Source organism: Klebsiella huaxiensis (assembly GCF_003261575.2).
In the GTDB taxonomy this organism is placed as follows: Bacteria; Pseudomonadota; Gammaproteobacteria; order Enterobacterales; family Enterobacteriaceae; genus Klebsiella; species Klebsiella huaxiensis.
Genome location: NZ_CP036175.1, coordinates 1,921,235 through 1,946,027, shown reverse-complemented (window position 1 = coordinate 1,946,027; position 24,793 = coordinate 1,921,235). Strand labels below are relative to the sequence as shown.

Here is a 24,793-nt window from a genome sequence, read left to right as displayed (position 1 = left end):
GTTAAGTTTACCTTAAAGGGAATAATTCCCCCACAATAAGCTTTGGGCTTACCAAATTATTGCCTTTGCGGTAACATCAAAAACCCTTTTTACAATAGAAGATGTAATGCCCACTATGACTCAAGTCGCGAAGAAAATTCTGGTAACGTGCGCGCTGCCGTACGCAAACGGCTCAATCCACCTCGGCCACATGCTGGAGCACATCCAGGCTGATGTCTGGGTCCGTTACCAGCGAATGCGCGGCCACGAGGTCAACTTCATCTGCGCCGACGACGCCCACGGTACGCCGATCATGCTGAAAGCGCAGCAGCTTGGTATTACCCCGGAACAGATGATTGGCGAAATGAGTCAGGAGCATCAGACCGATTTTGCTGGCTTCGACATCAGCTACGATAACTATCATTCCACGCATAGCGACGAAAACCGCGAGCTGTCGGAGCTTATCTATGGCCGCCTGAAAGAGAACGGTTTTATCAAAAACCGCACTATTTCTCAGCTTTACGATCCGGAAAAAGGCATGTTCCTGCCGGACCGTTTTGTGAAAGGCACCTGTCCGAAGTGTAAATCACCGGATCAGTACGGCGATAACTGCGAAGTGTGCGGCGCGACCTACAGCCCAACCGAGCTTATCGAGCCGAAATCCGTGGTTTCCGGCGCGACGCCGGTGATGCGTGAGTCCGAGCACTTCTTCTTCGACCTGCCGTCGTTCAGCGAAATGCTCCAGGCGTGGACCCGCAGCGGCGCGTTGCAGGAACAGGTCGCTAACAAGATGCAGGAGTGGTTCGAGTCCGGCCTGCAGCAGTGGGACATTTCCCGCGATGCACCTTACTTCGGCTTCGAAATCCCCAACGCGCCGGGCAAATATTTTTACGTCTGGCTGGATGCGCCAATTGGCTACATGGGCTCCTTCAAGAACCTGTGCGACAAGCGCGGCGACACCGTAAGCTTCGACGAATACTGGAAGAAAGACTCCACCGCCGAGCTGTATCACTTTATCGGCAAAGATATCGTCTACTTCCACAGCCTGTTCTGGCCGGCGATGCTGGAAGGCAGCAGCTTCCGCAAGCCGACCAACCTGTTCGTACACGGCTACGTAACGGTGAACGGCGCGAAGATGTCCAAGTCGCGCGGCACCTTTATAAAAGCCAGCACCTGGCTGAATCATTTTGACGCCGACAGCCTGCGCTACTACTACACTGCCAAGCTCTCTTCGCGCATTGATGATATCGACCTGAACCTGGAAGATTTCGTGCAGCGCGTCAATGCTGACATCGTCAACAAAGTCGTTAACCTCGCTTCGCGTAACGCCGGTTTTATCAATAAGCGTTTCGACGGCGTGCTCTCTGCTGAGTTGGCCGATCCGGCGCTGTACAAAACCTTTACCGATGCGGCTGCCAGCATTGGTGAGGCATGGGACAGTCGCGAGTTCGGTAAGGCTATCCGCGAAATTATGGCGCTGGCAGACGTCGCTAACCGCTACGTTGACGAACAAGCTCCGTGGGTGGTCGCCAAACAGGAAGGCCGCGATGCTGACCTGCAGGCCATCTGCACCATGGGTCTGAATATGTTCCGCGTGCTGATGACCTGGCTCAAACCGGTCCTGCCGCAGCTTGCCGCACGCGCCGAAGCGTTCCTCAACAGCGAACTGAGCTGGGATGCTATCCAGCAGCCGCTGCTCGGCCATAAGGTCAATACCTTTAAAGCGCTGTACAACCGTATCGAAATGAAACAGGTTGAAGCGCTGGTTGAAGCGTCGAAAGAGGAAGTGAAAGCGCTGTCTGCGCCGGTTACCGGTCCTCTGGCGGATGATCCGATTCAGGAAACCATCACCTTTGACGATTTTGCCAAAGTGGATATGCGTATCGCGCTGATTGAAAACGCCGAGTTCGTTGACGGTTCCGATAAGCTGCTGCGCCTGACGCTGGATCTTGGTGGCGAGAAACGTAACGTCTTCTCCGGTATCCGCTCCGCCTACCCGGATCCGCAGGCGCTGATTGGTCGCCTGACGGTGATGGTCGCCAACCTGGCACCGCGCAAAATGCGCTTCGGCATCTCGGAAGGCATGGTGATGGCCGCAGGCCCAGGCGGGAAAGATATCTTCCTGTTAAGCCCGGACAGCGGCGCTCAGCCCGGCCAGCAGGTCAAGTAATCCTCGCATAACGCGCTGCTCCGGCAGCGCTTTTTTTTATAAATTCTGAAAATCGCATTCTTGTCGTCCTCCCCCTCTGTGTTCTTAGTAATAACTGCTAGCATCAAATCCAAACTGGATAAAAACACAGGGAAGAAAATGAGATCTTTTATTTATCAGGACGAAAAATCACATAAATTCTGGGCGGTGGAGCAGCAAGGTAACGAGCTGCATCTGAGCTGGGGCAAGGTCGGCACCAGCGGTCAGAGCCAGATTAAAACCTTTGCCGATAGCGCCACTGCCGCAAAAGCCAAACAGAAACTGATTGGTGAGAAAACAAGAAAAGGCTATGCAGAAAATACCGCGGCGGAAAAACACCCACCCCAGGCAGTCGCCAGCCAATCTAATGACCGACCCTGGCTCGCTGATGATGCCCTTATACCTCTAACGGAGGAGATCGGCTGGTTTGCTTTCCATCACCGTAACCGCTCCAGACCGTTTAATACCACACCGGATGGCAATCAAATTTGGCAAAGCATTACCAGGAATGATAAAGCCACATTCAGGCCATCCGACTACCATTTTACATCACCTGTCTGGGAACAGGCTTACGTTGAGCTACACCAACGGATTAAACATAACCAATCCACCGGAAGCCTGTTTTCTGAAGCGGCTCTTCTCGGGCAAATGGGCTATTATTCTGATGATTTAATCGACCTCTTTGTGACGCAATACGGACTTGAAACCACGGTTGAGATCGCCTGTCATACCCTGCAAGTGACATGCGAGTACGATGATGACCTTGAGAAAACTGTCGTAGGTAGCGACTTTCCTGTTAACGAAATAGAATATCTGCCCGACTGGCACCCGCGCTTGTGTCATCATCTTTCATTAGCACCTGAGGAAGAGTGGCAGCGCTGCGTCCAAAAGCTGATTGCGGCTATTCCTGGGCTTTCCCCCTCTATGCAGCCGTTTGCCGCATTGATGTTGCCAGAGCGCCCGGATATCGCCAACGAGATAGTATTGCGTTTCGCCGCCGAAGAGATCCCGGCAATGGCGTGGTTGAAAATGGTCGTCGATGCCCCTTCAGCACTGACGACGCTAGAAAAATACCCGTTGCCTCCGCTTTACTCTCACCTTCTCCCCTATGTTGCCACATTGATAGCCAACCATGGCATGATCGGGGTAAGTCAACTCGTTAACGATTTGGACGAAAAGGAAGCAAGCACCCAATTACCTGAGCTTGAAGCTACTGACTATTTCACTAAGTGGTTAGCTAAAACGAACCATCCGGATGCGCTTAAGATATTAATTCTTGGTGCCGGCAACAAAAATAAGCGTCTGGGATATTTAAGTAAGGCCAGTCAAAAATATCCTCATGCAGCCATTGCCGCTTATGCATCGCTGCTGACGAGCGATGAAGATCCGATCTGGCGCAGAGCGCTAACGGTACTCATCAGCGCTGAACCAGCTCGGGTAGAGCAAGTTCTGCCATGGATTGACGCACACGCCGCAGAAACGTTAACCACGACGCAATCGCTTAGCGATTCATCAGCAGAATATGCCAGCCCGGAGACCCTACCAGAAATACTGGTATCCCCACCGTGGCTAAAGCAAAATCAAAAAAGCACATCACCCGTATTCAAGCTATTGGTGCTCCCCGTCGTTTCTACGCTGAGCCTGACGCCGGCAATAGCGGAAGAACTCAGTGGCTACGATTACAGTGATTACCAATCCCAATTCAATTACGCGGACCTACCGCCATTTGAAAGCTATCGTTGGGAAAAAGTGACAGAGCCATTCACCCCGGAACAAAACTTTCTGTGGCGTCTGGGATTTGAAAACTGGCAACAGTTAGACCCTGGCACATCGCAAAAAATGCCCATTCCGCAAAATGCTATCACAGCCCTGCAATGCAATGACTACGCCACCTTGATAAATGAATTCCATCAGTATACGGGTAAGCGGTATTCGCAATGGAAACTGCATCTGCTGGCCTGGATGCCGCGCGGGCAAGCATTAGCCCTGCTGGATGCTCTAGCTGATGAACCTCACAAAGGCGAAGAGGGGATCTTACCCATTTTTGGCATCGATGCCCTGCCGATATTTGTCCGTTATCTTAAAAACGATCGCCAGTCGCTGTGGCCGTTTACCCCCTATTGCGGCACAACCGATTTGGCACTACCGATGGCACAAAACTTCAGCCGCAAAAAAACGCTACGCGAAGACGCCCGCAGTTGGCTACTTGAGTATCCCGAACATGCCATTGCCGGGTTATTGCCCGCAGCGCTAGGAAAAGCGTGCAAAGACAGGGACGATGCTCAACAAGCTTTGCGATTACTGGCCGATAATAATCACCGTTCTCTGATAACCCAAATAGCACAGCGCTATCAACAACCGGAGATTATCGCTGCACTGGGAGACTTTCTCGACGTAGGAGACTTTCACGATTTCCCGGCGAAAATTCAGCCTTTGCCTGAATTTTATCAATTTGCACTGTGGCGCAGACCACAGCTCAAAAGCTCGGGTCTGCCGTTGCCGGATGACGCCATGCGTTACCTCGGCGATATGCTGAATTTCCCACGCGAAGTGAAACTTTACGCCGGACTGAATACCGTAAAAAGCATCTGTACTCCGACATCTCTGGCTAACTTTGCCTGGGATCTTTTTAACGCCTGGATTGAAGCCGGAGGCCCCTCAAAAACAAACTGGGGTTTCACGACATTAGCCTTTTTCGGTAATGACGATACCGCGCGAGCGCTGACGCCACTCATCCGCGCTTGGCCAGGTGAATCGCAGCATCAACGCGCAGCGCTTGGGCTGGATATTCTGGCGGAAATCGGCAGCGATATCGCCCTGATGTTACTCAACGGCATTGCGCAAAAAATCAAATTTGCGGCGCTGCAGGAGAATGCACAGAACAAAATCCAGCAAATTGCCGAAAGCCGCGGGCTGACTATTGCCGAGATGGAAGACCGCCTCGCCCCGGATTTAGCTCTGGATGACAGCGGTTCCCTGACCCTCGACTTCGGCCCGCGCCGTTTTACCGTCAGCTTCGATGAAGCCCTTAAACCCTTTGTGCGCGATGAAAGCCACAGCCGCCTGAAAGACCTGCCGAAGCCCAACAAAAGTGATGACGAAACGCTGGCGGCCGCAGCGGTCAACCGCTATAAATCGCTGAAAAAGGACGCCCGCACCGTCGCCGCCCAGCAGATCATGCGCCTGGAATCCGCCATGTGCCTGCGCCGCCGCTGGACGCCGGAGCAGTTCCGCCAGTTCCTCGTCGAGCATCCGCTGGTGCGCCACATCACCCGCCGCCTGGTATGGGGCGTCTATAGCGAAGAAAACACCCTGCTTACCTGCTTTCGCGTAGCCGAAGACAACAGCTACAGCGATGCCGAGGATAATCCGTTCAGCCTGCCGGAAGGGCAAATCGGTATTCCGCACGTACTGGAGATGGCTCCGGAAGACACCGCCTCCTTCGGCCAGCTGTTTGCCGACTACGAACTGCTACCGCCGTTCCGCCAGCTTGACCGCAACCACTACAGCCTGACGGAAAGCGAATGCGACGCCATGGAGCTGAATCGGTGGAACGGGCGACAATGCCAGGCAGGCCGCATCGTCGGGCTGGAGCGCAAAGGCTGGCAACGAATAGAAGAAAGCGGCAGTACCAGTGGAATGTATAAACCATCAACCTGCGGTGACATAGTGCTGGTCACGGAACCTTTTTCGCTGCTATATGGTGAAACCGGGTACGACGAACTCATCCCGCTCGATATGGTCAAAATCGTCGCTGAAGATGATATTTACTTCGGAAAACCAGCGTTTGCTTTCTCCACCCTCGACGCTATTGCCGCCAGCGAACTCATCAACGATATCGAATCGCTATTCGATTAAAAGGAATTGGTCATGAAAACGTTCATTTATCACGACGAAAAATCTCACAAATTTTGGGCAGTAGAGCAGCAGGACAACGAGCTGCATCTGAGCTGGGGCAAGGTCGGCACCAACGGTCAGAGTCAGATTAAAACCTTTGCCGATAGCGTCGCGGCCAGCAAAGCCGAGCTGAAGCTGATTAACGAAAAAACTAAAAAAGGCTATGTTGAAGATACCGCCGCTGTGCAACCCACCGTTGCCAGCCAGCCTTCTGAGCCAGCCGCCACGATAGCAGCCCCACAGCCGGAACACGTTCCCACGCCTGTTGACGTTAGCCGCCCGTGGTTGGCGGACGATGCTGAATTGCCGTTGTCGGATGAACTACTTGCGCAAGCGCTCCCTTCGCGCCTCTTCCCCGGCGAACCGATTGCTGCGCCTGAGGACAGTGAACTGATGAACCTCGGCAAGGAGATCCACAAACAATCTGGTAAAACCGTCACCTTCAATAACGCCAACTGCTCCGCATACTGGCAGCAAGTCATCAATGAAGCTCTCACCGATGGCCAGCTATCACCGGCCGCGCTGGCAGTTCAGGTCGCAGTGGCAACTCGCCGCGGCTGGCGCAGCGGTGACAATCCCGAACTGATGGACGAAATTGTTTACGTCTACGGGCTGGAATATGCCGTTGAGATGTTTATCGCCCTACAGCACATTGAATTTGAATATAATTATCAAACCGTTCAGGTCACCTTTCTCGCAGAACCAGTCTCAGCTCGTGGAGCGGGTATGTTCGACGTTCGCCTGCGTGCGCATCTGGCCCTTGCCGATGAACCACTCTGGCAGCGCTGCGTGGACAAACTCATCGCCGCATTGCCGGATATGCCTATCGGCCAACAGCCGCTGGTCGCGTTATTGCTGCCGGAACGCCCGGATATCGCCCACGACATCGCCCGCCGGGTGATGGCGCACAAAAATATCAGAACGGCAGAATGGCTGAAGCTGGTTGCCCGCGACCCGCAGGTCGTCAAAGCGCTGGAGCCTTACCAGGCGGAAAATCTGTTTAACGATTATTACCACGGCAGCGTCTGGAACGCGACGGTGATGCGCGAACAAGGTGTCGCCGGAATCTCCCGCTTTGCGCCCTACGTTCACGATGACCTGTGCGGCGAGCTGATAAGCTACGTTAATCATCCGCAGGCCCTGACGCAGCTGATCCGCGTGAGTGAACAAGGAAAACGCTGCCATGAACGGATGACTCAAGCCTGCACCCGTTTCCCACATGCGGCGCTGGCGGCATTAGCTGAACTGCTGACACAAAAAGAAGAGAAACGCTGGCGCATTATGCTGATGACCCAGTTGAGCGCCCGACCGGAACTGGTTGCGCAGATCGCGCCATGGATCTCTTCGCAGGCCGCAACGCTGCTGGAAACCTGCCAGCAGAAACTCAATCAGCAGACCGACTGCGCCAGTGACGATATGCTACCGCCGGTGCTGGTTTCCCCGCCGTGGGCGGCGAAAAAGAAAAAGTCCCCTATTCCCCAACTGGATTTATCACCACTGGCCTTAGACCCGGTCTGCATGCTGACGGAAGAGGCGGGCAAGCAGCTTCTCGAACAACGTAGCTGGTATGCCCAACAGGTGGAACTAAGCAGAGGGAAAGATGAAAAAAACTACCTGACGCGCTTAGGTAGTTTTCAGCGCTGGAATGGCAATAGTTATGACGACGCCCCCGATTCCGTACTTAGCGCCTGGCAAAGGCAGGATTATCCCGCGCTGATTGCCGAGTTTAAGGCCCACCACGGTTCTTCCTCACGCGAATGGGCAGTCTATATGCTCAACGCGCTGCCCACCGAGCAGGCAATCGTGGCCTGGAACGCTCTGAGCAAAGAGCCGCACACCGGCGCGGAATACGTAATGACGTATCTGCGTCTTGCCGGGCTGCCGGGCTTTATCCATTCTCTCTCACGTTACCCGCAAGAGAACTTATCCGTCGCTATCTGGTTTGCCGCCAGTGAACTGGCCCCAATGGTCGCTCGCGCCTTTAACAAACTTAAAACGGTGCGCGATGCTGCCCGCGAGTGGCTGCTGGCTTATCCGGAGCATGCCATTACCGGCCTGCTGCCCGCTGCCTTTGGTAAATCAGGCGAAGCGCAGGATAGTGCCCGACAGGCGATGCGTCTACTGGTAGACAACGGCCATCAGCCTCTGCTTGAGCAGGTCGCACAACGCTACAATCAGCCGGAGGTGATGGAGGCAGTTAACGCCCTACTCTCACTCGATCCGCTGGATAACCATCCGACCAAAATTCCAGCCCTGCCCGCGTTTTACCAACCCGCATTCTGGACGCGCCCGCAACTGCGTGAAAACGGCCAGGCTCTCCCGGACGCAGCATTAAAATCGCTCGGTGAAATGCTGCGCTTCCCGGTAGAAGAAGGCATTTACCCCGGCTTACAGCAGGTGAAAGATCTCTGCACTGCCGAGTCACTCGCCGCCTTCGCCTGGGATCTGTTCAGCGCCTGGCAAACCGCCGGAGCGCCATCCAAAGAGAGCTGGGCCTTTAGCGCGCTGGGAATTTTCGGCAACGACGACACCGCGCGAGCGTTAACGCCGCTGATCCGCGTCTGGCCGGGTGAATCCCAGCATAAACGCGCCACGGTCGGGCTAGATATTCTCGCCGCGATCGGCACGGATATCGCCCTGATGCAGCTTAACGGCATCGCCCAGAAGCTGAAGTTCAAAGCCTTACAGGAGCGCGCACGGGAAAAAATCGGCGATATCGCCGAGAGTCGCGAACTTACCGTTGCCGAGCTGGAAGACCGCCTCGCTCCGGATCTCGGATTGAACGATGATGGAACGTTAACCCTCGATTTTGGCCCGCGGCGCTTTATCGTTAGCTTTGATGAGGCGCTCAAACCATTCGTGCGCGATGAAAACGGCAGTCGTCTGAAAGACCTGCCAAAACCCAATAAGAGTGATGATGACACGCTGGCAACAGAGTCAGTTAATCGCTACAAAGCGCTGAAAAAAGATGCCCGCACGATTGCCGCCCAACAAATCGCGCGGATGGAGTCCGCCATGTGCCAGCGCCGCCGCTGGACGTCGGAGAACTTCCACCTGTTCCTGGTGAGTCATCCGCTGGTACGCCATCTTACCCGTCGTCTGGTATGGGGCGTCTATGGTGCCGACAACAAACTGCAGGCCTGCTTCCGCGTTGCCGAAGACAACAGCTACAGCACCGCCGATGACGATCTCTTTACCCTGCCGGACGGCGAGATCCGCATCGGTATTCCGCACGTACTGGAAATACCTGAGGGAGACGCCGCCGCCTTCGGTCAACTGTTCGCCGATTACGAACTGCTGCCACCGTTCCGTCAGCTCGATCGCAACTGCTACACCCTGACGCCCGCTGAACTGTCTGCCTCAGAGCTGACCCGCTGGGCCGGGCGCAAATGTCCGAGCGGTCGGGTAATGGGGCTGGCGAATAAAGGCTGGCTGCGCGGCGACCCACAGGACGGTGGCTGGATTGGCTGGATGCTCAAACCGCTGGGACAGTGGACGCTGGTGATGGAAATTGACGAAGGCTTCGCCGTGGGCATGTCACCGGACGAACTGAGCGCCGAGCAGCTGTTAAGCAAACTCTGGCTATGGGAAGGCAAAGCGCACCAGTACGGCTGGGGCAACAACGGTCCGCAAACAGCAACGTTTTCCGTACTGGATAGCGTCAGCGCCAGCGAACTGATTAACGACATTGATGCGTTATTTGAATAGAACAAGGAACGTTTATGCACCACACAGTAACCCTGCCATGGCTGGCGGATGACGCACAGCTGGAATTGATCTTTAAAAAGGGCAAAGAACCGTTAAGCCACCGCCGCTGGCCGGGCGAGCCGGTGCCGCCGATAGTGGAAGGCCGTATTCAAGCGCTGGCGAACGATATTCCCTCACGGTATCAGCATATTCGGGTTCCCACCTGGGACTATGAAAAATGTACGCCGGAGTGGCAGCAGGCGATTGCGCTGGCGCTCAGCTATATGGGCGAAGCAAAACCGGCGATGTCCGCGTGCGCGATGGCGGTGCTCACCAGACTAGCGGAAGACGATAGCCCTGAGCTACTGGATGAAATTGTCCAGTTGCACGGCGTCGAGTACGCCACTGAGGTGGTGATTGCCCGGCAAAACATCAAGGTGATGCAGAACGAGCATCGACCGCCAAATATTGTGCTTTGTCACCCGGACAAAGAAAGCGGCAGCGGTTTTCGCTCCTATACCTACAACGCCTTCGATCTACGTCTTCGCAAACATCTTTCGCTGGCGCAAGAAACTGTATGGCAGCGCTGTGCCGATAAGCTCGCTGCCGCGCTGCCAGACGTTCCGCTTCATCGCCAGCCGTTTATCGCCCTGCTGTTGCCGGAACGGCCGGAGATCGCCAATGAAATCGCCGAACTTCACAATCAGAGGTGCTACTATCGAGCCTCGAAAGAGTGGCTAAAAGCCGTTGCCACCACTCCAGCCGCGCTAGCTGAGCTGGAGGAGTATTGGGAACGCGATATTTTTACCGATCGCGAAGGTAGCGATATGTATTCCGAAAACCGTTACGGCTACGCCGCCTGTGCCGCTGTTCTGCGCGAGCAGGGGCTGGCGGCGGTTCCTCGAATGGCGGTCTACGCGCACAAAGACGACTGCGGCAGCCTGCTGGTGCAAATTAACCATCCTCAAGTTATTCGGCTGTTACTGCTGGTAGCGGACAAAAACAAACCCAGCCAGGAACGCGTCGCTAAATTTGCCAAAAAATTCCCCGCCTCGACGCTGGCGGCGCTGGCAGAACTGCTGGCGCTGCCGATCCCCCCTGCACGTCCAGGCTATCCTGGAATTGAAGAGAAAAAGCTCCCGCAGCAGCAGAAAAAACGCGCTGAGGGCTGGCGAATGCTGCTTCAGGCGCTGCTAAATACACACCCGCAGCTGGCTGAAGAAGTCACTCCCTGGTTAAGTTCGCAGGCGCTGGCCCTGCTGGCAACCTGTCAACAATTGCCTTCTTCAGGCGTAACGACAACCACCGATAACGCCAGCCTGCCGGAAATTCTGCTCTCGCCGCCGTGGCGCGGCAAAAAGAAAAAAGCCGCCAGCCCGCGCCTGGAGCTTCCCGTACTCCAGGTTGCTCCGCAGGAATACTGGCAGCAGGGGGAAAGAGAGGCGCTGGCCACCAGTAAGCCAGCCTGTTTCTTTAACGACCTGCCGTTGAGCGAACGACTCACCCGCAAAAAAGAGATGGTATTACAGGAGTTGGGCTTTGAGCATATGGATTATCTGTTCCACCAATACACCCTGAACGGACAACAAAGCCATTTAGAACCGTGGGATAGTATCTTCCGTAATAAACCGGTGTGGTGTGAAGCCGCTATTCGGGCACTTCGTAACGGTGATAGTAAAACGCTACTACAAGCCTGGCAAAGCCATCTGGATACGGGCTATAAACCCAACGACTGCTGGAATCTTTATCTGCTGATGCAGTTGCCCCGCGAACAGGCTGCGACGCTGTGGCAGCGCATCAATGAAGAGAACTTCAAATTCGTTGGGGCCGAATATATGCTGAGCATCCTCGGGACAGATGCCCTGCCCGGCCTGCAACTGGCGCTTCAGCATCGGTCAAAAGAGATCTTTCCGCTGCTGATTCATATCGGTGCGACGGAACTGGCGCTACCGGTCGCCCGCCTCTGGCGACGTTTCCAGGCGCAGAGCAACCTCGCACGCCAGTGGCTACTGCAATGGCCGGAACATGCCGCCACTGCGCTAATCCCGCTGGCGTTCGACAAAGCGGGCGATAGCCGCGAAGCAGCCATTAACGCCCTGCGCCTGCTGTACCAGCAAGGTCACGAAGCGCTGCTGCAAACGGTCGCCCTGCGCTGGAACGAACCACCGTTGTGGGCGGCCCTGAAGCTACTCCTGACGCAGGATCCGCTGGACAACTACCCGGCCCGGACGCCGAAAGCGCCGGACTTCTGGCAGCCCGCGCTTTGGCGCAGGCCGCGACTGATCAGTAACGACCAGCCGCTAACCGACGACGCATTGGAAATCCTCGGCGAGATGCTGCGCTTCGCCCAGGGCGGCCATCATTACTGCGGGCTGGATATTGTCAAAGCCGCCTGTCAGCCCCAGTCGCTGTCCGCTTTTGCCTGGGATCTGTTTAACGCCTGGCAAAGCACAGGGGCTCCCGCCAAAGAGAACTGGGCATTTCAGACGCTGGGCATCTTCGGTGATGAAAGCACCGTACGCTGCCTGACTGCGCTAATCCTCGCCTGGCCGCAGGAGGGGAAATCGGCCCGCGCCGCCAGCGGGCTGCATATCCTCACCCGCATCGGCAGTGATATGTCATTGCTCCAGCTGCACCATATCTCGCAGCGCGCCAAATCACGCCCGCTGCGCGAGAGCGCGGAACAGTATCTTAAAGAGGTTGCCGAAGCGCGTGACCTGAGCGAAGAGCAACTGCAAGACCGGCTGACGCCGACGCTGGGGCTGGATGATGCGCGGGCGCTGACCTTTGACTTTGGTACCCGTAGCTTTAGCGTGCGCTTTGATGAAAACCTGCTGCCGGTGATATACGACCAGCAGGGAGCGCGGCAAAAAAGTATTCCGCGCCTGCGTGCCGAGGATGAGCAGACCAAAGCAGTGGAAGCGCTGACCCGACTGAAAGGCCTGAAAAAAGATGCAACCCAGGTAGCAAAACGCCTGCTGCCGCACCTGGAAAGTGCGCTACGGCTAGCGCGGCGCTGGAGTCGAGCTGAGTTTCAGGCGCTGTTTGTTGACCATCCGCTGACCAGCCATCTGACCCGGCGCTTAGTGTGGGGAGTTTACACACCGAATGAACCACGACGTCTGCTCAACGCCTTTCGCGTCGCAGCAGAGGGCGAATTCTGCGATAGCCTGGATGAAACTATCGCCCTGCCGGAGGATGCTGTGTTCGGCATCGCTCATCCACTGGAAATGGGTGATAAAACGTGCGCGGCGTTCGAACAAATCCTCAACGACTACCTGCTGTTGCAGCCCTTCCGCCAGCTGGCGCGCCGTACGGTGCTGCTGACGCCATCAGAAGCGGGCAGCAGCAAACTGATGCGCTGGCAGGGAAAATCGACCACCTGCGGGCAGCTGTTGGGGATCCGCAGCCGCGGCTGGTGGCAGGCTAACGAAAACTGTTTCTGTTACGACCTCTCGCAGCATCGGCTGATACTGGAGGTTACGCCAGGGTTTGTTCACTACAACATCGACGCCAAAGCAAGCCAGCAGTTCGGCACCATTACGCTCTATCGCGACGAACGCCCCGCCGCCTTCTCGCAGCTTGATTCTCAGGATCTTAGCGAGGCGCTAAGCACGGTGGATATTATTTTCCGCTAAAACAAAAATGCAGTGAGTCGATTAACCACACGATTCAACTCCCCGCATGAGTCGGATAGTGGCTTTTCAGTTCCACTTACCTAATGAGCCTTTTTGACTACAAAATATGCAGGGAGATGTTGCGCTAAATATAGCTCGCTATAACAGCTCAGAAATAAAGGACTTCACGTTATCCACTGCGCATAAAATAACGCCTTATCTTATTACCGCTGTCATTTTAAGGAAGAAATATGTCACAACAGGAAAAACACCTTCAGCGCCCGCCGGCTGCCGTGCTGTATGCCGACGAACTCGCACGGCTTAAGCAGGATGACCCGCTCCCTTGCCCTCCCGGCTGGCAGTTGAGCCTGCCGGCGGCGCGGGCTTTTATCCTTGGTGATAGCGCTCGCAATATTAGCCGCAAGGTGGTTATTAGCCCCGCCGCCGTTGAACGGATGCTGGTAACGCTGGCGACCGGGCGCGGCCTGATGCTGGTAGGCGAGCCGGGAACGGCGAAATCACTGCTCTCAGAGCTGCTGGCTACCGCCGTTTGCGGTGATGCCGGGCTCACTATCCAGGGCGGCGCGGCCATTACGGAAGATCAAATCAAATACGCGTGGAACTATGCATTACTGATAAACCAGGGGCCGTCGACACAGGCGCTGGTGCCCGCCCCGCTGTATCAGGGAATGCGCGACGGTAAAATCGTTCGCTTTGAAGAGATCACCCGCACCCCGCTGGAAGTTCAGGACTGCCTGCTGGGGATGCTTTCCGATCGCGTAATGGCGATCCCGGAACTGACCGGCGATGACAGCCAGCTGTACGCCCGCGCCGGATTTAATATTATCGCCACCGCCAACACCCGCGACCGCGGGGTTAACGAAATGAGCGCGGCACTGAAACGCCGCTTCGATTTCGAAACCGTCTTTCCGATTATGGATTTTCAGCAGGAGCTGGAGCTGGTGGCCAGCGCCTCGGCCCGGCTGCTGGAGCATAGCGGCATCCCGCATAAAGTGCCCGACGCCGTGCTGGAGCTGCTGGTGCACACCTTCCGCGATCTGCGCGCCGACGGCGGCAAAAAAACGTCCATGGATACCCTCAACGCCATTATGTCCACCGCCGAAGCGGTTAACGTCGCCCACGCCGTCGGGGTGCGGGCGTGGTTTTTAGCCGGCCGCGCCGGAGAACCCGCCGATCTGGTGGATTGCATCGCCGGGACCATCATTAAAGATAATGAAGATGACCGCGCCCGCCTGCGTCGCTATTTTGAACAACGCGTCGGCACGCATAAAGAAGCCCACTGGCAGGCCTATTATCAGGCCCGCCATCGCCTGCCGTGAGGGAACACGCATGCCTGAGCAGCCGTTAATTATCGGCGTTCGTCATCACAGCCCGGCCTGCGCCAGGCTGGTGAAGGAACAGATTGAACAAACGCGTCCGCGCTACGTCTTGATTGAAGGCCCGGCAGATTTTAATCATCGGCTGGATGAGCTGTTTTTACCTCATCAGTTGCCCATCGCCATCTACAGCTACTGCCAGCATCAGGACGGCGGCACGGCTGGACGCGGTGCCTGGACGCCGTTCGCTGAATTTTCTCCTGAATGGCAGGCCTTGTTAGCCGCACGCGCAACCGGGGCGCACGTCCGATTTATCGACCTGCCGGTGTGGGCGCAGAGTGATGACGATGAAGAGAACGCTGACACTCGTCGCGCCGATGACCAGCAGCGCCTGCTCCAGGCCAGCGGGATGGAGAATACCGATACCCTGTGGGACCACCTGTTTGAAGACGAAACCCAACGTGCTGACCTGAAGCAGGCGCTGGAGACTTACTTTATCCGCCTGCGCGGCGACGAAAGCGGTGGTGAAAACAACCACCAGCGCGAAGTCTTTATGGCCCGCTGGCTGGCATGGGCGATGAGGCAAAATGACGGCACGGTAGTGGTGGTGTGCGGCGGCTGGCATGCCCCGGCGCTGGCCGCGCAATGGCGAAACTGCCCGGCGCAAACGCAGGAGCCTGAATGCCCGCCTTCGCCGACGCCCGATACCATCACCGGCTGCTATCTGACGCCCTATAGCGAAAAGCGCCTGGACGTGCTGGCAGGTTATCTTTCCGGGATGCCCGCACCGGTGTGGCAGAAATGGTGCTGGCAGCTCGGTCAACAGCAGGCCGGTGAACAGTTGCTGAAAAACCTGCTCACCCGTTTACGCCAGCGTCGCCTGCCCGCCTCCACGGCCGATCTCGCCGCCGCCCATCTACGCGCCATGGCGCTGGCACAGCTTCGCGGTCACGCCCAGCCGCTGCGTTGCGACTGGCTTGATGCGCTGGCGGGGTCGCTCATTAAAGAAGCGCTGAATGCCCGGATGCCGTGGAGCTATCGCGGCGTGATTCATCCGGATACCGACCCGATCCTGCTGACAATGGTCGATGCGCTGGCGGGTTCTGGCTTCGGCAAGCTGGCGTTGGGAACGCCTCAACCTCCGCTGCCGCTGGATGTGGAGCGCGAGCTGGCTCGGGTCGATATTACCCTGTCCGGTAGCCTGACTCTCAACCGCTTTGAGCCCGGGGGATTAGCGCAAAGTCAGGTACTGCACCGACTGGCCATTCTCGATATTCCAGGGATCCAGCGGCGACAGGGCAGCGCAATGACGCTTTCCGGTGACGGCGAAGAGTGCTGGTCGCTGTTTCGTCCGCTGGAACAGCATGCCGCGCTGATTGAAGCCGCCTGCTACGGTGCCTCCCTGGCAGAGGCCGCGCGCCAGCGGCTTGAGGTAGACATGCTGGATTCCATCGGCATCCGTAGCCTGGCCGCCAGCCTGAACCAGGCGGCACTGGCGGGGCTATCTACTTTCAGCCAGCAGATGCTAAATCAGTTGGCGCAGCTTATTGCCGGGGAGAGCCAGTTCGCCGAAATGGGCCCGGCTCTGGAGGTGCTTTATGCGCTGTGGCGTCTGGACGAAATCAGCGGTATGCAGGATGCCGTGGTGCTGCAAACAACGCTCTGCGCGGCGCTTGACAGGACGCTATGGCTCTGCGAGTCCAGTGGCGTTGCCGAAGAGGCGCAGTTTCACGCCCATCTGCATAGCTGGCAGACGCTGTGCCATATTCTACGCGATATGCAAAACGGCAGCGTTTTACCTGGCGTGTCGCTCAGTGCCGCCCTGGCGTTATTTGAACGGCGTATAAGAGCGTTCGATGCCGCCCCGCTCGACCGCGGTGCGGCGCTCGGCGCACTGCTTCGCCTTGAGCATCCCGCAGCAACTGCTGAAGCGGCCCTGACGTTATTGGCGCAGTTGCCGTCGCAGCGGCTGGGGGAAGCTGTGCACGGCATGCTGGCGCTAGCCCGCCATCAGTTGGCCTGCCAGCCCGCGTTTATCGCCGGATTCAGCGGATTACTTGCTCAACTGGCCGAGGATGAGTTCATCCTCGCCCTGCCGGATTTACGCGCGGCGATGGCCTGGCTGCCACCACGCGAACGCGGTGCGCTGGCGCGTCAGGTTCTCGATCACTATCACATGACCATGCTGCCGACGCATGTGCTTCAGGCACCGCTCCCCTGTACGCCGGAACGCTTTACTCGCCATCAGCAGTTAGAACAGCAGGCGCTGGCAGCGCTGCAGCACTGGGGAATTCACTAATGCATACGCTATCCGATCTTCTGACTACCCGAGAACTCCAGCGCTGGCGGCTGATTTTAGGCGAAGCCGCCGAGAACAGTCTTGGCGGGCTTGACGAACGCGCCTGCCAAATAGACCAGGCGCTGGAGTGGTTATATGGCCGCGACCCCGAACGCCTACAGCGCGGCGAACGCCAGGGCCGGCTAGAGGGCTCAAACCTGACGACGCCTGAGTGGATCAACGCCATCCATACGCTTTTTCCGCAACAGGTCATCGAACGACTCGAGAGTGATGCGGTGCTGCGCTACGGCATTGATGAGGTGGTGACTAATCTGGAGGTGCTGGAACGCATCGAACCTTCCGAAAGCCTGCTGCGTGCGGTGCTGCATACCAAACATCTGATGAATCCGGATGTACTGAACGCCGCCCGCAAGCTGGTACGCCAGGTTGTCGAGCAAATCATGGCCCGGCTGGCAAAAGAGGTTCGTCAGGCCTTTTCCGGCGCACGCGATCGTCAGCGTCCCTCGCGCATCCCGCTGGCGCGCAATTTCGACTTCAAAAATACTCTGCGCGCTAACCTGAAGCACTGGGACCCGCAGCGCGGCAAGCTGTACATTGAATCACCGAAGTTTATCAGCCGCATTAAGCGCCATAGCGAAAAATGGCAATTGATTTTGCTGGTCGATCAGAGCGGTTCGATGGTGGATTCCGTTATTCATTCCGCCGTCATGGCGGCCTGTTTGTGGCAACTGCCGGGTATCCGCACTCACCTGGTGGCCTTTGATACCAGCGTGGTAGATCTCACCGCCGACGTCGCTGACCCGGTCGAGCTGCTGATGAAAGTTCAGCTTGGCGGCGGTACCAACATCGCCCAGGCGGTGGAGTATGCCCGGCAGCTCATTGAACAGCCGCAAAAAAGCGTCATCGTGCTGGTGAGCGATTTTTTTGAAGGCGGTGCAACATCCCTGTTGATTCACCAGGTGAAGCAGAGCGTGCAAAGCGGTATCAAAGTCCTCGGGCTGGCGGCCTTAGACAATACGGCATCGCCCTGTTATGACCACGAAATGGCTCAGTCTCTGGTCAACGTTGGGGCGCAAATCGCCGCGATGACCCCCGGTGAACTGGCGGCCTGGCTGGCGGAGAATTTGCAATCATGATGCCTTTACGCCCCGAACTACTCGAGCTTACGGAGCAGGCGCTGATGGCGTTGAGCAATGCCGGATTCGTTAAACGCAGTATCAAAGAGCTGGATAGCGGTAATATTCCCGAGCTGGAGCAGGATGATGCTGGCACGCTCACCGCTCTGTTTAACGATGGGATCCGCACCCGGCTGGCAAAGGACCAGGCGCTGAAAGAGTCCAGTTGCACCTGCGGCGCCAGCGGCATGTGCCGCCATCGAGTGATGCTGGTGCTGAGCTATCAGCGCGCCAATATCAGCGACGACGTACCCGAAGAGGCGACGGAAAATACCGAGCGCTGGCATCCTGGATTGTGGCAGGAAGAGCTGGCAACCCTACCCGACGCCGTCCGTAAGCGGGCGCAACAGTTAGCGGATAAAGGGTTAGCTGTGGAGCTGTTCTGCTTGCCAGGCGAAATGCCTTCGGCAAAGCTGCCGATGAGCGATGTGCGTTTTTACTCCCGCAGCAGCATCCGCTTTGCCCGTTGCGATTGTGTGGAAGGATCGCTGTGCGAACATGTGGCGCTGGCGGTACAGGCATTTACCGACGCCGAAGCCCAGCAGCCCGGCTTTACTCATCTGGTCTGGCAAACCCGCAGCCACAAGGTGGCCACCAGCGGGGGTCCATTTGATACCCCAGAGGGCGAAGCCTGTCGGCATAGTCTCCAGCAGCTAAGCCACCTTCTGTGGCAAGGCGGTATCAGCCAGCCGCCGATCAATCTTGACGCCGCGTTTACCCGCGCACAGCGTGCAGCGCATGCGGCCAACTGGCGCTGGGTCGAAGGGGCGCTTGACGAGGTTCGCCAGGGAGTCGATGCGTTCCAGCAGCGTGCCAGCTATTATCACCCCGCGCAGCTACTCGCTCAGCTCGCCGGACTTAACGCCCGCCTTGAAAGCGCCGGACACATGGCGCAACTTGCCGTTCCGCCTCTGCCGTGGCTCACCATCGTCGGTCTGGGCGTTGCCGGTGAGGCACAGCTCGACCACGTGCGGCTTATCTCTTTAGGCATGCGCAGCTGGCAGAATAACCGCCAGTATGGTTTACGCATCTGGTTTAGCGATCCGGACACCGGCAGTATCCTGCATTTATCGCACAGCTGGCCGCTGGCTGAACGGGTGCAAAGCCCGGCATGGCAGCGTCGCCTGTTTACTTTTCAGGCCGGGGCGCTGGCGGGCGGGCAAATCATTTCCCAATCGGCGCGGCGTAATGCCAATGGCGAACTGCTGCTGGGCACACGCCACCGCCTGAGCAGCAACGTTCCGCTCACCCCGGACGCCTGGCTTATGCTCAATGCGCCACTGCGCCAGCCGGGCGTGGCGGCGCTGCGCGAATATCTGCATCAACGCGCCCCGGCCTGCGTACGTCCGCTCAACCAGGTGGATAATTTATTTATTTTGCCGATTGAGGCGTGCCTTGCCGTGGGCTGGGATGCGGCGCGACAAACGCTGGATGCGCAGGTTATCAGCGGCGAGGGGCAAGATAATCTTCTGCATCTGTCGCTCCCCGCTTCTGCCAGCGCACCTTTTGCCGTTGAGCGGATGGCGGTGCTGCTGGGGCAAGAAGACGATCCGGTGGTAATGGTTTCCGGGATGGTCACGTTTAATCATGGACAGCTCACCCTGGAACCGCTGGTGATGATGACCCGCTCGCGGGCCTGGGCGCTGGATGCCGAACCGCACCCCGCAGGGCCGTTGCCCGCCGCCGATTTATCACCGGCGGTATCTCAGACGGGATTGCTTTTACAGCGGTGCCAGGAGGTGTTAATCCAACTCCTGCATAATGGTCTACGCTACCAACAACAGAACCTTTTTCGTGAAGCGAGTACGCTGGCCGACGAACTGGCGGAGCAAGGTTTTAACCAGTTGGCTCGTTTGCTGCGCCAGCTGCATGAAAATAAATCCGCCATTGCGGATAACACATTGAATAAATTATCTTTACTCTATCTACAGCTGCAAATGGCACAATATTAAACAAAGGGAATCGTTATGCAATTCAACCGCAAGATTGTCACTATCCTGAGCGCAACCGTATTGCTGGCGGCTCTGGTCGGCTGCGATAACAAAAAAGACGAGGTTAAAGCCTTTAGCAACACCATGAACGGCGTTGAGCTGACGTTCACCTATCACTACAAAGGGGACATCGTGACGCGTCAGGATGCGGACAACACCATTCCTTATAAATCGCTCGGGGTGACTAACGAAGAGCAGGCGCGCAAGATTATCGACCCCATCGGTGCGGCTTACGGCAGCATTAAAGGCGTCACGCACAAGGTGGACTATAAGGAGAGCTACGCACAGGAGCATCTCTCTATCGACTTTAATCAGGTCAAAATCAGCGAACTGTGCAAACTGCCGGGAGCCAGTTTTACCGATTGCGCGCAAAAGTTTATTTCGCTTAGCGAGTCGGAAAAAATGCTGACGTCGCAGGGATTTAAAGAGGTGAAATAACGTCAATTCCCGGCTTACGCTGCGCTGAGCCGGGCTACAGGTTTACAGCCGCCTGCGGGGAATGTGCCGGATTGATGCATCGGAGCCGTTTCTTCCCGGTGGCGCTGCGCTGACCGGGCTACGGGGCTGTGCCTTCGGGTAGCCCGGCTAAGGCGTTTACGCCGCAAGCCGGGGAAGCATATCAGGATTTCGCGTGCGCGCGTTCGGTCAGGCCGCGCAGGAAGTAACGCAGGAACTGGTCACCGCATTCGCGGTAGTTTTTATGGTCCGGCGCGCGCATCATGGCGGTGATCTCCGGCATTGAAACGCGAAATTTCTGCTGGGTAAGGATAGCGAGAATGTCATCAGTCTTCAGGGAGAAGGCGATACGCAGTTTTTTCAGCACGATATTATTATTCACCCGGCGCTCCACCGACAGCGGCGGCGCGGATTCATCTTTACCGCGTTTGTCGTAAATCAGGCCGTTGAGGAAGTTCGCCAGCACGATATCCGGGCAGCGCACAAACCCCTCTTCGTCTTCTTTTTTCAGCCACGGTACCAGTTGCTCTGCACTCACCGGCGCATCTGCCAGAGTAAAAATGCGCACCAGGCCGTTATTGTTGGTTTTCAGGATGTAGCGCAGGCTACGTAAGATATCGTTACTGATCATAATGCCTTCATGATGAAAAATTCTGGCGCTAAGTCTACCACGATTCCGCCGTTTTACAGCCCAATCGCCTCTTTCAGGCTTTTCAGGTAGCGACGACTGACCGGTACAGTTTGCCCGGCGCGCATTAGCAGCTCCGCCTGACCGTTCTCCTCCAGGCGAATCTCCTTAAGGTGGGCCATATTGACCAGGTACTGGCGATGACAGCGCAGCAGCGGCGTTCGGTTCTCCAGCGTGCGCAGAGTCAGCTCGGTAAATCCCTCTTTCCCTTCGCTATCGGTGACGTAAATACCGCTCATTCGGCTGCTGACAAACGCCACGTCTTCCATTTGTAATAACCAGATCCGGCTGTGGCCAGTGCAGGGGATATATTTTAGCGCCTGCTGGGTATCGTCGAGGACGGTCATATCCTGCAGGCTGCGCTCATGGCGCAGGCGGGCCAGCGTTTTCTCCAGCCTCGTGGACTCAATCGGCTTGAGCAAATAATCAAACGCGTGCTCTTCGAACGCTTTCACCGCATATTCATCAAAAGCAGTAAGGAAGACGATATAAGGCCGATGTTCCGGGTCAAGCATGCCGACCATTTCGAGGCCGCTAATCCGCGGCATCTGAATATCCAAAAACAGCACGTCAGGGCGCAGTTTATGCACCGCGCCAATTGCCTCTACGGCATTCCCGCACTCGCCGACGATCTCAATATCAGGCTGGGTCTCCAGCAAGATACGCAGATTTTCACGCGCCAGCGGCTCGTCGTCGACAATTAAAACTTTTAACATGCGTTCTCCTCCAGAGGCAGTCGCAGCGTAACGCGGGTAAAACACTCCGGTTCGCAGGTGACGGTTATTCCGCAGTCGGCACCGAAGCGCGCCCGCAGTCGTCGGTCAACCAGGTTCATTCCCAGCCCGCTAGCGCTGGGTTTATCCTGGTAAAGCCCGGCGTTATCTTCAATATCCAGCTGCAACCAGCGCTCATATTGGCTCGCGCGAATGGTGATTTCGCCGACGCCAAGGTGCTGCGAAGTGCCGTGTTTAATCGCATTTTCGACTATCGGTTGCAGGGTAAAGGCCGGAAGATGATGCTGCGCCAGCGCCTCGGGCACCAGCATTTGAATCTGTAAATTGGCCTGAAAACGCGCTTTCTCAATCTGCAAATAGGCGTTCACATGTTCAATTTCATCTGCCAGGGTGACGATTTCCGCTGGCCGTTTCAGGTTTTTACGGAAAAAAGTCGACAGATATTGCACCAGCTGTCCGGCCTGATCGCTGTCACGGCGAATTACCGCCTTTAGCGTATTCAGCGCGTTAAACAGGAAGTGTGGGTTCACCTGAGCGTGCAGCAGCTTAATCTCCGATTGGGTCAGCAGCGCCTTTTGCCGCTCATACTGACCGGCCAGAATCTGCGCTGACAGCAACTGCGCAATCCCCTCCCCCAGCGTGCGGTTGATGGAGCTAAATAACCGGTTTTTCGCTTCATACAGTTTAATGGTGCCGATGATCCGCTGATTCTCACCGCGCAGCGGAATAACCAGCGTGGATCCCAACTTACAGTGAGGATGAATCGAGCAGCGATAAGGCACTTCATTGCCATCGGCATAGACCACTTCGCCGGTATCAATCGCCTTCTGGGTATACAGGGAAGAGATCGGCTTGCCGGGCAGATGGTGATCGTCGCCGATCCCGGTAAACGCCAGCAGCTTGTCGCGATCGGTGATGGCCACCGCGCCGATATCCAGCTCCTGAATAAGCACCTGCGCCACCTTCATGCTGTTCTCTTCGTTAAATCCCTGGCGCAGGATCCCTTCCGTTGAGGCGGCAACCTTCAGCGCCGTAGCCGAGAACGCAGAGGTGTATTTCTCAAACATCGCCCGCTTATCCAGCAGGATGCGCATAAACAGCGCCGCGCCAACGGTATTGGTGACCATCATCGGCGCGGCGATGCTCTGCACCAGATGCAGGGCATCCTGAAACGGACGAGCGATCAGCAGGATAATCAGCATCTGCACCATTTCGGCAACGAAGGTGATAGCGCCAGCGGTCAGCGGGCTGAAGACTTTATCCGGTCGCCCACGTTTCACCAGAATGCTGTGTACCAGACCGCCGAGCAGCCCTTCAACAATGGTGGACACCATACAGCTTAATGCCGTCATGCCGCCCATTGAGTAGCGATGCAGCCCGCCTGTTAGCCCCACCAGACCGCCGACTACCGGGCCGCCCAGCAGGCCGCCCATCACCGCACCGATAGCGCGCGTATTGGCGATCGAGTCTTCGATATGCAGGCCGAAATAGGTTCCGAGGATACAGAAAATAGAAAAAGTGACGTAACACAGCAGCTTGTGCGGTAGACGGACGGTGACCTGCATTAAAGGAATGAACAACCGCGTTTTGCTCATCAGCCATGCAATGACCAAAAATACGCACATCTGCTGAAGCAGCAGCAACACCAGATCAAACTCGTACATACCCGCAGACCACACTTCATTTGAAAGTGCGTAACATACACTGCCTTCTTATAACTTTCTTTGAAGCAATACAAGAAAATGATAATTCATGTTCAGGATCACACTTCTGATCGCTTTCCGCGCCCTTTATTGTGCAAAAAACAAGCAAAATTTCTCTCTTCATAAAAGAACTTCTACAGTTAATAAAGGAGAACGCGGCGGGAGGAGAGAATGGCGCTTTATACAATTGGTGAGGTCGCGCAGCTTTGTGACATCAATCCCGTGACTTTACGCGCCTGGCAACGGCGTTACGGATTACTTAAACCCCAGCGTACCGACGGCGGGCACCGATTATTTAATGAGTTCGAGATAGACCGCATTCGCGAGATTAAGCGCTGGATTGACTCTGGCGTGCAGGTGGGAAAAGTCAAAACGCTGTTGATGGATAACGAGCAGGAGATCGCCGATGGTTGGCGCGAGCAGCAGGAGATCCTGCTAGGGTTTCTACAAAATGGTAGCTATCACCGTTTGCGCCTGTGGCTTAAAGAGCGCAGCCGCAGCGAATCTGCACATATCCTGATCAAGCACCTGATTAATCCCCTACGCCAGCGCCTGTTGAGCCCGCAACCAACGCTGCTGGCGCTACGAGGTATTCTTGACGGTATTCTTATCAATCATGTCGCCCGAAGCCTGTCATCTGCTGCCAAACAGCCGGGTAGCCATGCGCTGGTGATTGGCTGGAATATTAACGATCTTACCCGGCTTTGGCTGGAAGGCTGGATAGCCTGCGAGCAGGGCTGGCAGGTTGATATCCTCGCTCATTCGTTGACCCAGATTCGCCCGGAGCTTTTCCCCGACAGCACATTGATGGTCTGGTGTGGTGATGTTCCCGCCAGCTCCCAGCAAGAACAAATGCGTCTTTGGGAGCAGCAGGGCCAGGTTATCTGGCTCAATAACTCTGCGGCATCATAGGCGAATATTTTCCCGGAGGCGGCGCTTGACGCGCCTTGTCCGGGCTACTAAACCCAGACCGCGCTTCCGTTCGGGCACGGACCCGTAGCCCGGTCAGCGCAGCGCCACCGGGGCGAAGCAGCGTAGATAT

The 24,793-nt window shown here is 56.5% G+C and carries 13 protein-coding genes; 10 read left to right on the top strand and 3 right to left on the bottom strand.

What is annotated here, in order from left to right; translation table 11 throughout:
* Positions 1 to 115 precede the first annotated feature (115 nt).
* The 9 genes from metG to DA718_RS09255 all read left to right on the top strand — a co-directional run bounded on the left by metG (position 116) and on the right by DA718_RS09255 (position 20,608).
* Positions 116 to 2,149 (top strand): methionine--tRNA ligase, encoded by a 2,034-nt coding sequence (gene metG, locus DA718_RS09295; RefSeq protein WP_112213219.1) that lies wholly within the window; start codon positions 116 to 118, stop codon positions 2,147 to 2,149.
* Positions 2,150 to 2,287: 138 nt separating this feature from the next.
* Positions 2,288 to 6,025: a DUF4132 domain-containing protein gene (locus DA718_RS09290; RefSeq protein ID WP_112213131.1), complete on the top strand. Its 3,738-nt coding sequence runs from the start codon at positions 2,288 to 2,290 to the stop codon at positions 6,023 to 6,025.
* A 12-nt stretch (positions 6,026 to 6,037) separates the two neighbouring features.
* Positions 6,038 to 9,772 carry a DUF4132 domain-containing protein gene (locus DA718_RS09285; protein WP_112213130.1) on the top strand — a complete coding sequence of 1,245 codons (3,735 nt, stop codon included), beginning with the start codon at positions 6,038 to 6,040 and terminating at the stop codon, positions 9,770 to 9,772.
* A gap of 14 nt (positions 9,773 to 9,786) precedes the next feature.
* A complete protein-coding gene (locus tag DA718_RS09280) occupies positions 9,787 to 13,389 on the top strand; it encodes a DUF4132 domain-containing protein (protein ID WP_112213129.1) in 3,603 nt (1,200 codons plus the stop codon).
* Positions 13,390 to 13,619: 230 nt separating this feature from the next.
* Complete coding sequence (locus DA718_RS09275) at positions 13,620 to 14,708, top strand: ATP-binding protein (protein ID WP_112213128.1); 1,089 nt, start codon at positions 13,620 to 13,622, stop codon at positions 14,706 to 14,708.
* Between the two features lie 10 nt (positions 14,709 to 14,718).
* A complete protein-coding gene (locus DA718_RS09270; protein ID WP_112213127.1) occupies positions 14,719 to 17,004 on the top strand; it encodes a DUF5682 family protein in 2,286 nt (761 codons plus the stop codon).
* Entirely contained in the window at positions 17,004 to 18,140 is a 1,137-nt protein-coding gene (locus DA718_RS09265) for a vWA domain-containing protein (RefSeq protein ID WP_112213126.1), read from the top strand. The genes DA718_RS09270 and DA718_RS09265 overlap by 1 nt, the downstream gene beginning before the upstream one ends.
* Positions 18,137 to 20,131 carry an SWIM zinc finger family protein gene (locus DA718_RS09260; protein WP_112213125.1) on the top strand — a complete coding sequence of 665 codons (1,995 nt, stop codon included), beginning with the start codon at positions 18,137 to 18,139 and terminating at the stop codon, positions 20,129 to 20,131. Before DA718_RS09265 ends, DA718_RS09260 begins: the two co-directional genes overlap by 4 nt.
* Before the next feature lie 15 nt (positions 20,132 to 20,146).
* Positions 20,147 to 20,608, top strand: a complete 462-nt coding sequence (locus DA718_RS09255; protein WP_112213124.1) for a YehR family lipoprotein — start codon at positions 20,147 to 20,149, stop codon at positions 20,606 to 20,608.
* Between the two features lie 181 nt (positions 20,609 to 20,789).
* On the opposite strand, the gene DA718_RS09250 is transcribed toward DA718_RS09255, so the two are convergent.
* From DA718_RS09250 to DA718_RS09240, 3 genes are read right to left on the bottom strand one after another with little or no spacing between them, the layout of a single operon-like run.
* Positions 20,790 to 21,257, bottom strand: coding sequence for a YehS family protein (locus DA718_RS09250; protein ID WP_112213123.1), 468 nt, complete (start codon positions 21,255 to 21,257; stop codon positions 20,790 to 20,792).
* 53 nt (positions 21,258 to 21,310) lie between these two features.
* Positions 21,311 to 22,030, bottom strand: coding sequence for a two-component system response regulator BtsR (btsR, locus tag DA718_RS09245; RefSeq protein WP_112213122.1), 720 nt, complete (start codon positions 22,028 to 22,030; stop codon positions 21,311 to 21,313).
* Complete coding sequence (locus DA718_RS09240; RefSeq protein ID WP_110277430.1) at positions 22,024 to 23,712, bottom strand: sensor histidine kinase; 1,689 nt, start codon at positions 23,710 to 23,712, stop codon at positions 22,024 to 22,026. The genes btsR and DA718_RS09240 overlap by 7 nt, the downstream gene beginning before the upstream one ends.
* Positions 23,713 to 23,922: 210 nt before the next feature.
* On the opposite strand from DA718_RS09240, the gene DA718_RS09235 reads away from it, so the two are divergent.
* Complete coding sequence (locus tag DA718_RS09235) at positions 23,923 to 24,663, top strand: MerR family transcriptional regulator (RefSeq protein WP_112213121.1); 741 nt, start codon at positions 23,923 to 23,925, stop codon at positions 24,661 to 24,663.
* Positions 24,664 to 24,793: the final 130 nt, after the last annotated feature.